The sequence below is a fragment of the Pseudoalteromonas translucida KMM 520 genome (assembly GCF_001465295.1).
Classification (GTDB): Bacteria; Pseudomonadota; Gammaproteobacteria; order Enterobacterales; family Alteromonadaceae; genus Pseudoalteromonas; species Pseudoalteromonas translucida.
On sequence record NZ_CP011034.1, the window covers coordinates 2805872 to 2821432 of the forward strand.

A 15561-nucleotide genomic window follows, 5' to 3' on the forward strand; every position below is an offset into this window, starting at 1 on the left:
AGTACTTTTCTACCATTAAGTACGAACTACTATACAATCTGATTTATTTCCTTTTACTTAGATAGTTAGATAAATCAAACTTCTTTCTAGGGTCAATAGTATATATGTTGGTATCTGGCCAAAGTTCTTTTGCTGCATTTATATTGGGAAAGGGATCAATTAAAAAAATACGAGTTATGTTCTTACCTTTTATTTTTAAGAATTCAAGCAAGGCTTTATCATATTGATTAAAAGCAAACCCAAATAAAATTAAACTTTTGCTATCTAACAGTATTTCCCCACCAAGAGACCAGACGTCTTCAAGTTCAGTTGGTGGTGTTTTTTCTGGAACTGGTGGAATAATTAAAGATTTACCAGCTCGACCAGGCTTTCCGCTTGTATATTTAATGTCTCTTTCCCAAGAAAGAGACCCGTGCAATTTAGCTAATGGAATTTTACCTGTTACGTGAACATGTGCGTTTTGCCATGGAAATTGGGGGTTTAACCCTCTTCCATACAGTTGCTCGCCAACGACCCCATAATTAAAGCCTGAAGTACCTAAAGCACACTCCACTAATGTATCGTAATTACAAGTAATAATCCCTTTTAAGCCGTATTGGTTTAATGACAATAAAAACTGATTTAGTTTAATTATTTTATCGTTTTCTCTTACCGCTCTCTCATCAAACATAGCGGAAGTATATGAGCCACTAATTCTTGTCATGAATGGCTCTGTAAGCCTTCTATTAACATACCAAATAACTCTGCTTCGCCTATGGGAAGATTTATTCATACACCAATAAATAAAACGTTCAGGGGAGTTGTCTAAGTTATCTTTTAGCCAATTAACCCAATCAGACTTCAGTAGCTCTAGCTTCCTTTGCTCAGAGTTATTTATAGTGTTGATATTAAAATCGAAAAGCTGATTTACCAATGGTAGTTCAAATGCCCATTTAGAAAATCCAGCTCCTAGAAATAAAGCTGTCATTTATTTTTCTTCATGTTATTAGGTAACGCTTTTTGTAACCAATTTGGCTGCTTTAACCTTTCAATAAACCATTCAATGAAAGCAACTGAATATCTTGGTCTATCAGTTAAATCAAAATATTCTGCTTTATTCTTTATTTTGTGTTTTTTAACAACAGCTCTAAAAGAATAATTATTAATAATGCAGTCTGCTTGTCTCTCGTTGATTTCTTTTATTGCAGTAGTTTCATAAAAAGGATGCGTAATCTTTAAGTTCTTCGGACGATCAACAAAAACAGTATGTTTACCATCAGGACCAGTGCCAAAAGTCAAATCTTCAGATCCTGGTTTTTTAGTAAGTGCCAACTTATACTCAATATGAATAGCAAAACGATTAGAGTTATGTTTTTGTTCAAGTTTTTTGAATTTTTTTAAAAATTCATTTACTTGGCTGGCTGTTTTCTTTCCGTACTCTTCTTTAACCAATGCAATGTCTGGTTCTGGGCCATCAATAACCAAACTCAACATCCCTACGTTTTGATCTGCCAATGGAGCATAACCTTCTTGATGAGCAAACTCTTCTTGATAAAGCAAAACAGTGGTTTGAAATAGCCTAGATAACTGGGGCTGAATCTCAGGTAATAGAAGATGAATAGCATCATTTCTTAAAGATATTAGCTGATTTAAATTATCTTTATCTGCACTATCATTTGGATATTTAAAATTAACAGCTTCGCTTAAAGGTATGCTTTTGCCATCTTGGTCTATTAATGAGTCAAACCCCTTAGCTTTCAAAATTTGTGATTTTAATAAAAGCTCCCAAGCATTAGTCATCATAATGGCGAATGCTTCGACCCTATTTTCCAAACTTGGTCTGTTGTATACCTCTAAAGCAACAGTAAATGCATTCAAACTTCTCTTGATAAGTTTGTAATACAGTTTTTCGTCATCTGTTAATATTTTAGCTTGTGTACTTTGCGAGGTAATCCTAATAAAATCATTATCACTAATAGCCAATAGACCTTTGCAATACCAATTTGGTCTTTTGTCTTGAAAAATATATTTACCTTTTAAGCTCTCACTTACCAATTTTTGAATGTAATTGACTTTATTGCCAGTTGCTAGCGCTGCTTCAGCATATGTAAAAGAAAGTTTTTTTCTTTCTTTATCCCGAAAGAAGCTTAAAACTATAATTCGCTTATCTTGCTTTACCATGAGTCTCTATCCTTGAGCATAAATGCTGGTATATGAGGAACTTCAAATTTGAGTAATACTTAAGATTATAAAGTTAAAACAATCTTACAAACAACGTTAAAGAAAAAACTTTATATCAGATACAAAAAAGGTGAGCATTTAGCTCACCTTTTAGTCAATTCTGAGTCACAAACTTAATTCAATTCACAAGCTCTATTGCAAGAGTCACAAACTTAATTGAAAGTTGACATCTGCTCTTAATCGCGGTATGTCTCAACCGGTGGGCAAGCACACACTAAGTTGCGGTCGCCGTATACGTCGTCAATACGTGTTACGGTTGGCCAAAACTTGTTTTTAGCCACTGCAGGCACTGGGAATGCAGCGTAAAAACGGTCGTATGCACGATCCCATTCGTTACCTAACACGTCGCCTTGGGTGTGCGGTGCAAACACTAACGGGTTGTTTTCGATTGACCATTCGCCAGAGATTACTTTGTCGATTTCGCTCTTAATTGACACCATTGCTTCAATGAAGCGGTCGATCTCAACCTTAGACTCAGACTCGGTAGGCTCTATCATTAACGTGCCCGCTACTGGGAACGACATAGTAGGTGAATGGAAGCCGTAGTCTTGTAGGCGTTTAGCTACGTCCATTTCAGTAATGCCCGACAACTCTTTAAGCGGACGCAAGTCAACAATACATTCGTGCGCAACGCGGTTGTTACGGCCACGGTATAAAATTGGGAAGTGCTTGCTTAGCTCATGCGTTAAGTAGTTAGCATTTACAATTGCCATTTCAGTGGCTTGTTTTAAGCCCTCTGAGCCCATCATGGTAATGTAAGCCCACGAAATAGGTAAAATAGACGCTGAACCATATGGCGCTGCCGATACCGCTCCGTTACCTTCGTTAGTACCTGGTACGTTAATAATGCTGTGGTTAGGCATAAATGGCGCAAGGTGCGATTTAACACCAATTGGGCCAACACCTGGGCCACCGCCACCGTGTGGAATACAAAAGGTTTTATGCAAGTTTAAGTGCGATACGTCTGAGCCAATAAAGCCTGGGCTAGTTACGCCAACTTGCGCGTTCATGTTTGCGCCGTCCATGTAAACTTGGCCGCCGTGCTGATGAATAATGTCGCAAATTTCACGAATTGTTTCTTCGTATACGCCGTGTGTAGATGGGTAAGTGATCATAATACACGATAAGTTTTCGGCTACTGCTTCTGCTTTCGCTTTAAGATCGGCCATGTCTACGTTACCGTTTTTATCACAATCAACAACCACAATTTTCATGCTGGCCATTTGTGCCGACGCTGGGTTAGTACCATGCGCTGAACTTGGAATTAAACATACGTTACGGTGTGCATCCCCGCGTGACTCGTGGTATTTACGAATGGCGATTAAGCCTGCGTATTCACCTTGAGCACCTGAGTTAGGTTGCAATGAAACCGCATCGTAACCGGTAATATTTACCAACCAATCATGCAGTTCGCCCATCATAATTTGATAGCCCTGTGCTTGATCTAGCGGACAAAATGGGTGCAAGTTTGAAAATTCAGGCCAAGTAATTGGGATCATCTCAGCGGTCGCGTTTAGTTTCATGGTACATGAACCTAACGAGATCATTGAGTGGTTAAGCGCTAAATCTTTGTTTTCTAGGCGCTTAATATAACGCAGCATTTCAGTTTCGCTGTGGTACGAATTAAAGTTAGGGTGCGTTAATACTTCATCATCACGCTCTAAGCTTGCTGGAATTGACGTGCTGCCATTGTTTTCAATATCGGCTGCAATTGCATCAACACTTAGGCCATGGCCTTCGCCTAATACAATATCAAATAACTGCGCTACGTCTGCACGTGTGGTGGTTTCTGATACGGCAATTGAGTATTCGCCATCGCGGTTAGTGGCAAAGTTAACACCGCTTGCCAGTGCACGCGCAATAACGTCGGCTTTGCTATCGCTTACTACCGTTAGGGTATCAAACCAAGTGTTGTGTTTAAGGCTCACGCCTTTAGCTTGTAAGCCTGCTGCTAAAATATCGGCAAAGCGATGAATGCGCTGAGCAATGGTTTTTAAGCCTTGTGGGCCATGGTACACAGCGTAAAACGCTGCCATGTTGGCCAGTAATACTTGCGCGGTACAAATGTTTGAGTTGGCTTTGTCGCGGCGAATGTGTTGCTCACGCGTTTGCATTGCCATACGCAGTGCGTCGTTACCTAAACGGTCTTTAGATACACCAATAATACGACCTGGTAATGAACGTTTGTACGCGTCACGTGTTGCAAAAAATGCAGCATGTGGGCCACCGTAACCCATAGGTACACCAAAACGCTGCGCCGAACCTAATACTACGTCTGCGCCTAATTTACCCGGTGCTTTTAATAGTAATAAACTCATAATGTCGGCAGCAACACAAGCAATTGCCTTTTTGCTTTGTACGCCAGCAATTAGGTCGGTAATGTCTACCACTTCACCAGTTGTTGATGGGTATTGAAATAACGCGCCAAAAATCTCATGGTTAACAGCGTCGGCAGCTTTGCCTACAATTATTTCAAAACCAAACTGCTCGGCGCGAGTGCTTACTACGTCAATTGTTTGTGTGTGTACGTCGTCGGCAATAAAAAATGCATTGGCTTTTTTCGCTTTAGACACACGCTTTGCAAGACCCATAGCCTCTGCAGCAGCGGTTGATTCGTCAAGTAACGATGCACTTGCTAAATCTAGGCCGGTTAAATCTAGGGTCATAGTTTGAAAGTTAAGTAACGACTCTAAACGCCCTTGCGCTATCTCTGGCTGATATGGAGTGTACGCAGTATACCAACCTGGGTTTTCTAGTACATTACGTAAAATTACGTGCGGTACATGTGTTGGGTGGTAGCCTTGGCCAATATACGATTTGAAAACTTTATTTTTGCTTGCTACTGATTTTAAGTAGCTTAGTGTTTCAACTTCGGTGCGGCTTTCGCCCACGGTTAAAGGCTGCTCAAGGCGAATACCTGCAGGTACAGTTTGACCGATCAGCTCTTCAACACTCGATACTTCAAGCGCGCTAAGCATATCGCTTACTTGCGCTGGGCTTGGCCCAATATGGCGGCGAATAAAATCTTGCGTTTGCTCTAACTGCTCAAGAGATTTGGCGTTTGACATGTGTCCAGATTCCTATGATCCAAAAAATGTGATTATTACTAATGGGTAACCAGCAATAACTTAAAATTAATATGATTTAATAACTTACAGTGTATGGAAAGGTAAGCAGCAAAATCATAAAAGCCCCAATGTTTTAAATAATGGGGCTTTTTACTCACTAAAGATTAATCTTCGTCAATAGTGTTTGCGTAGTCTTCTGCATTTAGTAGGTTTTCAAGCTCAGACTCGTCTGATGCTTTAATGCGAAATAACCAGCCGTCACCAAACGCGTCAGTGTTAACTGTTTCTGGTGCGTCTTCTAGCTCTTCGTTAATTGCAACAATTTCGCCACCAATTGGTGCGTAAATGTCTGATGCTGCTTTTACCGATTCTGCTACTGCACACTCTTCGCCTGCATCTACTTCGTCGCCTACTTCTGGAAGTTCTACGAATACCATGTCGCCAAGTAACTCTTGTGCATGTTCAGTAATACCAACAGTAAACGTACCGTCACCTTCGTTGCGAACCCACTCGTGTGAAGAGGCATACTTTAACTCGCTAGGGATATTGCTCATTTTGTTTTGTCCTTTGGTTTATATTGGGTGATAGCACCAAAATTAAATTTATTTATACTTTAAAGTATTGATTTACCGTTACGTACGAAGCCAGGCTTTACTACTTTTACGGTAACTAATTTTTTACGCATTTCTACCTGAGCGGTGTCGCCCGTTGAACGTGGTACACGTGCAAGCGCTACACTGTAACCCAGTGTTGGTGAAAAAGTGCCAGAAGTAATAACACCTTCGCCACCATCAACAATTACTTTAGAGCCACTGCGCAAGATACCTTTTTCTTCTAACACTAGGCCTACTTGTTTATCAGTGCTTTGGTCGGCGCGTTGTTGTACTAGTACATCACGACCAATAAAGTCACGGCTTTGTGGTTCCCATGCAATAGTCCAAGCCATGTTAGCCGCTAGTGGCGAAACACTTTCGTCCATATCTAGGCCATAAAGGTTCATGCCTGCTTCTAAACGTAGCGTGTCGCGTGCGCCTAAACCTGCTGGTGCAACTCCTGCGTCTAACAGTTGTTGCCATAAATCGGCAGCCTGCTCTTTTGGCACTACAATTTCGTAACCGTCTTCGCCAGTATAACCCGTTGTGGCAATAAATAAATCACCTGTTTGCACACCAAAAAACGGTTTCATACCCTCTATTGCTGCATTTTGCTCAGCAGTTAATAATGTGGCAGTTTTAGCTTTAGCGTTAGGGCCTTGCACTGCAATCATGCCAAATTCGTTACGCTCTGTAACGGTAACAGCAAAATCGGCTGATATTTTAGCAAGGTGAGCTAAGTCTTTTTCGCGAGTTGCTGAATTAACAACTAGGCGGTAAGAGGTGTCACTGAAAAAATAAATTATTAAGTCGTCAATTACGCCGCCTTGCTCATTTAGCATTGGGGTATATAACGCTTTACCAGGTACGGTAAGTTTAGCAACATCGTTTGCTACTAGTTTTTGTAAAAATGCTTGTGCTTGCTCGCCTTGTATATCAACAATGGTCATGTGCGACACGTCAAACATACCGGCATCATTGCGTACTGCATTGTGCTCTTCTATTTGCGAGCCATAGTTAATAGGCATTTCCCAGCCATGAAAATCAACCATTTTAGCGCCCGCTTCAAGGTGCTTAGCATAAAGTACTGTTTTAGAAGTCATGATATTCCTTCACTTTTAAATTAACCCAGTTATTTGGGCGTGGCCTCAATTTAATGAGGGGGAATAATATGGCTTGCGTTTAACGCCTGCCAAATTGTAATTAAACACAGCCAAATATTAATACTAAGCTGTGAGCACCCAAGTTAGGGTGAATATTTTACGCTGCGGCGCCTTGAATAAGGGCAAAGCCTTGGGCTTGCATATACTCTTGCCACTTTTGCAGCTCAGGGGTTTTAGCCACCAGCACAAATTGTTGCTGGTCGTTTTTATTTATGGCTGTGATAAATACGTCACCGCTTTGCGTACCGTAACATAATTGCGCATCTGAAAGACGTAAACCCGGCGTTAATTTAAAGGCTTCTACAATTGAGTCAAAGGCATTACTGCCGCTTAAAATAAAGCTTGCTAGGTCGGTACGCATAACATAATCAATGTCATAACGCAGTTGTTGCTCGTTTATAAGTGCTTGTAATTGCTGGCTGGCGCAGTGCGGTAATATAAATCTAAAGGCGGTTTCGCTAAAGCAGTAAACGGCATAACTATAATCAGAGTTAAAGTCGCCATCAAGGGTGCCAATTAAGCCCAAGCCACTGGCCGTTAATTTAGTTAAATCGTGGCCTAGTATATTACTTAAAAATACCGATGCTTCGGTGCCGCTAAAGTCTATTACAACGTGGTTGTTGCTGGCCTGCAAAGAATTAATAACCGCGCTGTTAGCTTTGCTATGGCGGGCAAACATAATGGGGCTAAAAGTCATAACAAACACCTATCAAACTTATAATATCAAAAGTATATTGCTCCCGCTGTACAACAACAAATTGTAATTATTAATCAATTGATAAATAATGCTTATATATATGGCGATATTAATTGTGATTTTAAATATGAAAAACATTTCAACAGATAGTTTACGCACTTTTGTAATGGTAGTAGAGGCCAGCGGTTTTGCTAAAGCCGGCGATTTACTTGGCTTATCGCAACCTGCGGTTAGCCTTCAAATAAAGCGCTTAGAAGATTTGCTTGGTTATAAATTATTTAAAAAACAAGGCCAACGCCAAGTGCTTAATCAATATGGCGAACTATTATTGCCAATGGCTAAACAAATGATGCAACACAACGATGCCATTTTGCAGCTATTTACCTCAGAAAGTATTACCGGCCGAGTTCGTTTGGGTATTCCAAGCGAATTTGCAGCGCGTATTCTGCCCTCTATTATTGGCGACTTTGTAGCTTTATATCCTGAGGTATCGCTGGAAGTTAAATCGCGTTTAAGTAAGCATTTATTATCGCAAGAACGCCAAGATCAGTTTGATTTAGTACTGGCACTCAACGAGCAGCTCGACTCGGAGCAATTTCCTATTTTTAAGCAAGATCAGCTGGTATGGGTGGGCGACTTGTCGCTAGCACAAAACGACACTGTTACTTTGGTCACCGCTCCCGAGGGGTGTATTTACAGACGCCGAGCTATTGAGGCGCTAGAAAGGTCGGGAATAAAGTATCGTATTGTGTATAGCAACGCCGATTTAACCGGGCTTATTGCTGCGCTAAAAGAAGGCTTAGGCATTACAGTGCTAGCTAAAAGCACTGTACCTAACGAGCTAAATTATCAACTTAAAACCAAATTTTTACCATCCTTGGGTGATATTGGCATTAGCTTAGTAAAAACGGCCAGTGAGCCAGAAAACGCCGTTTTTAAATTGGCCGAATTTATTAAGCTTCGCTTAGGCTAACCTGCTTTATATACATACTAGCTAACAAACCTTCATATATTAAAAGTTATATATATAAAGATTTTTAGTTATAAAAACTTACATACGCAAACTCTGAATAACATTGATTCTCATTCGTTAACGTGTTTAAATTGCGCCAATTTAGTTAATTGACCCAATTTAGGATAGTCTCAATGGCACATAAGTTTTTAGTATCTACCCTTGCAACTGCGGTTGCCTTGTCTATTAGTGCAACTGCAATGGCAAAAGATATGGGTAAGGTAGAGCGTAACTTTGAACAAATTACAGTTATAGGCTCACAACAAGCTATTAACGATATTCCGGGCTCTGCAGCGTTTATTTCGGATGCTGAGCTGCAAAAGTTTGAATTTACCGACATTTCTCGTGTTTTAGCCTCTGTACCGGGTGTTTACGTACAAGAAGAAGATGGCTACGGCCTGCGCCCTAATATAGGTATGCGCGGAACTGGCACTGGTCGTAACGACAAAATATCAGTAATGGAAGATGGTGTACTTGTAGCACCTGCGCCTTACTCGGCTCCTTCGGCTTATTACTTCCCTACTATGGGGCGTATGGAGTCTATTGAAGTATTAAAAGGTGCTGCATCGGTTAAATATGGCCCACGTACCACAGGTGGTGTTTTAAACTTACTATCGCGCAGCTTACCAACCGAGCCTAATAGCTCAACAGGCATGCTTGATGCTGCCCTAGGTAGCGATGGCTACTATAAAGGCCATGCTTATTTTGCCAAAGAAAAAAACAATACCGCGGGTTTAATTGAAGTATTTACCTACGGCGCAGATGGATTTAAAGACCTGCCAGTTGGCGATGACAACACTGGCTTTGAAAAAACTGACTTACTATTAAAGTTAGGCCATACATTTGGTAAAAATGACGCGCATAACCTTGAGCTAAAAATTAAGTATTCAGACGAAACATCAGACGAAACTTACATGGGCTTAACCGATGCCGATTACCAAGCAACGCCATACCGTCGTTATGCGGCATCGCAAAATGATGAAATGAATACCCGTCACAATGCTTATCAACTTAACTATGCATATCGCTTTGGTGCCGGTTACGAACTACTTGCTACGGCATATTTAAACGACTTTCATCGTAACTGGTATAAAGCCAGTAAAGTAAGCGAAAGCTACCTTGAGCAATACAGTGAATTTGAAGCCAACCCTACTGCACAAGGTATTGAAGGCATTGCTATAAAAGCAAATAACCGCGACTACCAAGCTAAAGGGATTCAGTCTGAGCTACATATTCCTGCTGGCAATCACTATATAACTTTAGGTATGCGTTACCATGAAGACGAAATGGATCGCTTTCAGTGGCAAGACAAGTACACGCTTAATCAAGATTTAAGCATGACACTAACAGAGCGCGGAGTTCCGGGTTCAGACAGTAACCGCGTAGATAGTGCCACTGCACGTACTTTATTTATTCAAGACGAATGGACGCTAGATGCATTAGTGATCAGTGCTGGCCTGCGCTTCGAAGACATTACGATTACCCGTGAAGAGTGGGCAAAGTCGGATCCTACACGTAGCAATGGTTTAACTAAAAGTGTGTCGAACGACACCGAAATTTTAGTGCCATCACTCGGTGCAACTTACACAGTAAACGACAACATCACTCTACTTGCTGGTATTCAACAAGGTTATGCACCAGCCGCGCCGGGTAATGCCGACCAAGAAGAAGAAAAAAGTGTAAATATTGAGTTTGGTTCACGCTATAACGTAAGCGGTATTAATGGTGAAATTATTGCGTTTTATTCTGATTACGACAACATGCACGGTAATTGTACTGCCGCTGTAGGGTGTAGCGATGAGAACATTGGCGATCAATATAACTATGGTGAAGTAGCTGTTTCTGGCGTTGAATTTAGTGCAGGCCATACTTTTAACGCAGATACTGTGATGTTCCCGGTTAAGCTAACTTACACCTACACAGATTCTGAATTTAAAAACACTTTTGATTCAGAAATTTGGGGCACAGTAGAAAAAGGTGACGCTATGCCTTACGTACCAAAAAACCAAGTAGCACTCTCTATGGGTGCAGAATTATCAGCGTTTGTTGTACACAGCCAACTGCGCTATGTATCTGACTCACATGCTGATTTAACTGACTCTGGCTTAAATGCGATTAATAGCCGTGTAGTATGGGATTTAGCCGCTAAATACCGCATCGACGACAATCAAAAAGTATACTTAAGCGTTGATAACCTGTTTGATAAAACCTACATTGCTAATCGTGCTAATGGCGGTATTCAACCAGGTAAGCCTCGTACCCTACAGTTGGGCTACAGCTACTCATTCTAGGTTGAAAGCTGGTTAAACGGCTCACTAACAGCGTTAATAATTTTTATGTAGAAAGTACTACATATCTAAATTATTGCCTTGTTATTGAACCGTTTATAACAATTGCACTAAATTATGAACACAAAAAAACCGAGGTTGAATTTTCAATCTCGGTTTTTTTATTGCTTAAACGAGCCTGTTAATAACTTAGTTATTAACGCTACGTTGGCGTAATACTTCAAACAAACAAATACCAGTGGCTACCGATACGTTTAAGCTTGAAACCGTTCCCGCCATAGGTATTTTAACTAATAAGTCGCAATGCTCGCGGGTTAAACGGCGCATGCCCTCGCCTTCGGCACCCATAACAATAGCCATTGGCCCTGTTAAGCTGGCATCAAATACGTGGTTATCTGTTTCGCCTGCAGTGCCTACAACCCAAACGCCAGCGTCTTTAATTTCGCGCAATGTACGTGCAAGGTTAGTAACCTGAATAAGCGGTACTGTTTCGGCTGCGCCACAGGCAACTTTACGCGCTGTGCCGTTAAGCTTAGCTGAGCGATCTTTAGGTACTATTACAGCATGTACGCCAGCGGCGTCGGCACTACGTAAACATGCACCTAAATTATGCGGATCAGTTATGCCATCAAGCACTAACAAAAATGGGGTATCTTCACGCGCAATAATCGCATCAAGATCTTTTTCGTTAAACGTTGGTGCTGCTTTTACGTTGGCAATAATACCTTGATGCTGCTCGCCTTTTGATTTGCTATCAAGGGCTTTGCGTTGCATGTACTGTACTGAAATACCAAATTTAAGTGCTTCATCAATAATCGGGGTTGAGCGTTTATCGTCACGCCCTTTAAGCGCGTAAATTTCTACAAAACGCTCTGGTTCGCTTGCTAAAATCGCTTCAACAGAATGAAAACCAAAAATTAATTCATTACTCACGTATTTTCTGCTCCTGGGGTATTACGTTTGCGGGCATTTTTGCCTACTCTTTTAGGCTTTTTAACGGCCTTTTTTTTCGGTTTTTTATTTGCTGTGGCATCTACTGCTTTTTTGTCAGCTGGTTTAGTTGCCGACTTATTTGCAGGTTTGCCTTTATCTTTACTTGCTGGCCTTTTTTTACCTTTAGGTTTTTCATCGCCATGCGATTTTTTACCCGGTACTTTGCCTGCTTTTAACTGTGAGCGCACGCTCGCAGGTGCATGCTCAGATTTATCAGCGCCTTTTGGCCCACGGCGGCGCGCGTATCGATCTTGCGCTTTATCGCCTTTAAGGGTTAAGTTTATACGTCTGTCTTCTAAGCTAACCGATGCAACACTTACCGTTACTTTATCGCCAAGGCGATATACTTTGTGCGTTTGCTCGCCTATTAAACAATGCTTTGCGGCGTCATGGGCAAAATACTCGTTGCCTAAGTTGGCAACATGAATAAGGCCATCAATTTGCAAATCATCTAAACGAATAAATAAACCAAAATTGGTTACCGATGAAATAACACCGTCAAACTCAGTGCCAACGTGATCTTGCATAAACTCACATTTTAACCAATCGGCTACTTCGCGAGTAGCATCGTCGGCGCGGCGCTCTGTGGTAGAACACTGCTCACCTAACTTATCTACTTCGTCATCTGTGTATGCGTATTCGCCTGAAGTATGTTGGCCTTGTGCTTTAAGTACCGCTTTAATTGCACGATGCACTACTAAGTCGGGATAACGACGAATTGGTGAAGTAAAGTGCGCATAAGCAGATAAGGCTAAGCCAAAGTGGCCTATGTTATCTGGTTGATACACAGCTTGCTTCATTGAGCGCAGCAGCATGGTTTGAATAAGCTCTGCTTCTGGGCGATCGCCTAAACGAGCTAGCACTTGAGTAATTTCTTTGGGTGTTGGCTCGTCGCTTAGCGTGCTTTCAATGCCAAGTTCGCCTAAAAACTTAGTAAAGTTACCTAGTTTTTCGCTATCTGGCTCGTCATGCACACGAAATAGCGCGCTGGCTTCGTGTTTTTCAAGTAATTTAGCCGCCGATACGTTGGCTAAAATCATACATTCTTCAATAAGTTTGTGCGCATCGTTACGAATAACCGGCACTATCGATTCTATTTTACGCTGTGCGTTAAATACAAAACGGGTTTCGAGTGTTTCAAACTCAATTGCACCACGCTCTTGGCGAGCCGATTTAAGCGCTAAATACATTTGCTGTAAATCAGTTAAATGTGGCACTACATGCGCATATTCTTTACGTAGTTTTTCATCGTTTTGTAAAATGGCATTTACTTTGGTGTAAGTTAAACGTGCATGCGAATTCATTATCGCTTCGTAAAACTTATAACCCGAAAGCTTGCCCGAATCTGACACTGTCATTTCGGCAACCATACATAAGCGATCTACTTCAGGGTTAAGCGAACATAAGCCGTTAGACAATACTTTAGGCAGCATAGGAATTACTTGCTCAGGAAAATACACTGAGTTACCGCGCTCTATCGCTTCTTTGTTTAGCGGGGTGTTCATACCTACGTAATGCGACACATCGGCAATGGCAACCCATAAACGCCAACCACCTGACTTTTTAGGCTCACAATAAACGGCATCATCAAAGTCGCGTGCGTCTTCGCCATCTATGGTTACTAATGGTAGGTCGCGTAAATCTACGCGGTTTTGCTTGTCAGCCTCGTCAACAAATTCGCCAAGGTGGGCTACTTGCGCTTCAACTTCTTCAGGCCAAACGTGCGGAATATCGTGGTTACGCAAGGCAACTTCTATTTCCATACCTGGGGCTAAATGCTCGCCAAGTACGTCAATTACTTTACCTACCGCGTTCATATTTCGGGTGGGGTTTTGCGTTATTTTAACTTGCACCATTTGGTTATGACGCGCGCCGTTTTCGCTTCCCGGTAAAATCATTATGTCTTGGGTAATACGCGGATCTTCGGCAACTACAACAGCAATACCATGTTCAACAAAATAGCGGCCAACAATGGGCGCGCGCTCGTTAGTAAGCACCTTTATAATACGTGCATCGCATTTTGAGCCAGAGCCACGTTTAGTGCCTTTAGCAAGTACAATGTCGCCGTGTAACACCATGTTCATTTGGTGTTTAGCAATAAACCAATCTTTATTCTCGCCTTCAACTTCTAAAAAGCCAAAACCGTCTCTGTGGCCTACTACTTTGCCTTTAGTTAAACCGGCTTCGTCAATTAGGGCGTAACATTTATGCTTATTAAAATACAGCTGGCCGTCACGTTCCATAGCACGAAGGCGGCGTTTAAATGCAATTTGCCGTTCTTCATCGTTTACCGCTAGTTCTTCACATAACTGTGCATAGTTAGCAGGTTTTGAACGCTCTTGAAGGTGAGTAAGTATAAACTCACGGCTAGGGACTGGGTTTTCGTACTTTTCTTGTTCTCGACTGAGATTTGGATCTTGGTTTGACATTCACTATCTTGTTAGTTTGGTTATGTAGGTATTTTAACCCATATAGCTAAAATGAGACAGGTAAAAGCTATTAAACTTTTAAGAAAGCACTTTCACCTTACTTTTTGTGTTTTAAAACTTAGCCTAATAGGGCTTAACCCGCCCTTAATTTTGTGGCGGGTTTAGTCTACTATAAGTTAAAATTAGTAGCTCAAACAAACTCATCAAAGCCTATTCAGCACTAAGTTAGTATTATTTTTGCTGTAAATTTTTCCATAGCAATTTACTGATATTATCGATAAAGATCGGATCTTCTGCTTCCATGGTTAACACTATTTGTTTATTCATTTGGGTTTTATTTTGAGCGTAAATCCAACGGTTTTTATTAAATTGTTGTGCAAAGCCCAGGGCACCTGCTTGTAATTGAGCTTCATCAGCAAAAATAGCTTCTACTACTTTGTTATCTAATAACTCTTGTGCCCCCACTCGCATACCCGACATAGCTAAACGGTTAAAAAAGCTTTGTGGAATAGCTTTATTAATAATAGGAAACATTGATGGAAAAAATGGCACCATCACATCGACTTCAGGAAAACAAAAAAATCCCTTATCAGATTTCATTAGCCTAAAATCACAAGCGCAGGCTAATACCGCACCATTACCATAAGTGTGACCATTTAACGCGGCAATAATGGGCATAGGAAACGTAACAATACGTTTTAATAACGCGGTTACATCACTCATAAAGCTCGCAATTATTTCTGGGGTATTACTCGTATTAGCCATCCACTCTAGGTCAATTCCCAACGACCAATTTTTTTCACTGTTGGATGTAAGCACCACCGACTTAATATTTTTATCGGCTTCTATTTGATCTAGATGCTGATTAAGCTCGGCCAAAAAACCTGGATTATGGCGATTTTCGGTGGTGTTCATGGTTAAAACGGCCGTGTGTTCTTCGGTTTTTATTGCTATAAAACGTGTCATTTATTCCCTCACTGAGTGTTTTAGATGCTTTTTTAGCGATTTTCATTACTTTTATGATTATCAGTAGCATACTAATACCTTGTATAAAATTTATAAACCCACTATTACGTTTTCACTGTTTTAAACATCGCT

11 protein-coding genes are annotated in these 15561 nt (G+C 41.1%); 2 read left to right on the forward strand and 9 right to left on the reverse strand.

Going from position 1 to position 15561, the window contains the following annotated elements; translation table 11 throughout:
- Positions 1-43: 43 nt before the first annotated feature.
- From PTRA_RS12965 to PTRA_RS12990, 6 genes are all read right to left on the reverse strand, one after another.
- Positions 44-967 carry an SIR2 family protein gene (locus tag PTRA_RS12965; protein WP_058374092.1) on the reverse strand — a complete coding sequence of 308 codons (924 nt, stop codon included), beginning with the start codon at positions 965-967 and terminating at the stop codon, positions 44-46.
- The gene (locus PTRA_RS12970; RefSeq protein ID WP_058374093.1) at positions 964-2160 is read right to left on the reverse strand and encodes a DUF3644 domain-containing protein; all 1197 of its coding nucleotides are present in this window, start codon (positions 2158-2160) and stop codon (positions 964-966) included. The genes PTRA_RS12965 and PTRA_RS12970 overlap by 4 nt, the downstream gene beginning before the upstream one ends.
- A 236-nt stretch (positions 2161-2396) precedes the next feature.
- A complete protein-coding gene (gcvP, locus tag PTRA_RS12975; protein ID WP_058374094.1) occupies positions 2397-5288 on the reverse strand; it encodes an aminomethyl-transferring glycine dehydrogenase in 2892 nt (963 codons plus the stop codon).
- A 164-nt stretch (positions 5289-5452) separates the two neighbouring features.
- The gene (gene gcvH / locus PTRA_RS12980) at positions 5453-5842 is read right to left on the reverse strand and encodes a glycine cleavage system protein GcvH (RefSeq protein WP_011329122.1); all 390 of its coding nucleotides are present in this window, start codon (positions 5840-5842) and stop codon (positions 5453-5455) included.
- A 59-nt stretch (positions 5843-5901) separates the two neighbouring features.
- Positions 5902-6984: a glycine cleavage system aminomethyltransferase GcvT gene (gene gcvT / locus PTRA_RS12985; protein WP_058374095.1), complete on the reverse strand. Its 1083-nt coding sequence runs from the start codon at positions 6982-6984 to the stop codon at positions 5902-5904.
- 157 nt (positions 6985-7141) lie between these two features.
- Positions 7142-7741, reverse strand: a complete 600-nt coding sequence (locus tag PTRA_RS12990) for a hypothetical protein (protein ID WP_058374096.1) — start codon at positions 7739-7741, stop codon at positions 7142-7144.
- Between the two features lie 127 nt (positions 7742-7868).
- Here PTRA_RS12990 and PTRA_RS12995 point away from each other — a divergent pair, with 127 nt between their 5' ends.
- Together PTRA_RS12995 and PTRA_RS13000 are read left to right on the forward strand one after the other, a co-directional pair.
- Positions 7869-8714 (forward strand): LysR family transcriptional regulator, encoded by an 846-nt coding sequence (locus PTRA_RS12995; RefSeq protein WP_011329125.1) that lies wholly within the window; start codon positions 7869-7871, stop codon positions 8712-8714.
- A gap of 173 nt (positions 8715-8887) precedes the next feature.
- Positions 8888-11044: a TonB-dependent receptor family protein gene (locus PTRA_RS13000; RefSeq protein WP_058374097.1), complete on the forward strand. Its 2157-nt coding sequence runs from the start codon at positions 8888-8890 to the stop codon at positions 11042-11044.
- Between the two features lie 186 nt (positions 11045-11230).
- On the opposite strand, the gene rlmB is transcribed toward PTRA_RS13000, so the two are convergent.
- The 3 genes from rlmB to PTRA_RS13015 all read right to left on the reverse strand — a co-directional run bounded on the left by rlmB (position 11231) and on the right by PTRA_RS13015 (position 15429).
- A complete protein-coding gene (rlmB, locus tag PTRA_RS13005) occupies positions 11231-11974 on the reverse strand; it encodes a 23S rRNA (guanosine(2251)-2'-O)-methyltransferase RlmB (protein ID WP_011329127.1) in 744 nt (247 codons plus the stop codon).
- Positions 11971-14463 (reverse strand): ribonuclease R, encoded by a 2493-nt coding sequence (rnr, locus tag PTRA_RS13010; RefSeq protein WP_058374098.1) that lies wholly within the window; start codon positions 14461-14463, stop codon positions 11971-11973. The genes rlmB and rnr overlap by 4 nt, the downstream gene beginning before the upstream one ends.
- Positions 14464-14694: 231 nt before the next feature.
- On the reverse strand, positions 14695-15429 hold the full coding sequence (locus PTRA_RS13015; protein WP_058374099.1) for an enoyl-CoA hydratase/isomerase family protein: 735 nt from the start codon (positions 15427-15429) through the stop codon (positions 14695-14697).
- Between the last annotated feature and the right edge of the window lie 132 nt (positions 15430-15561).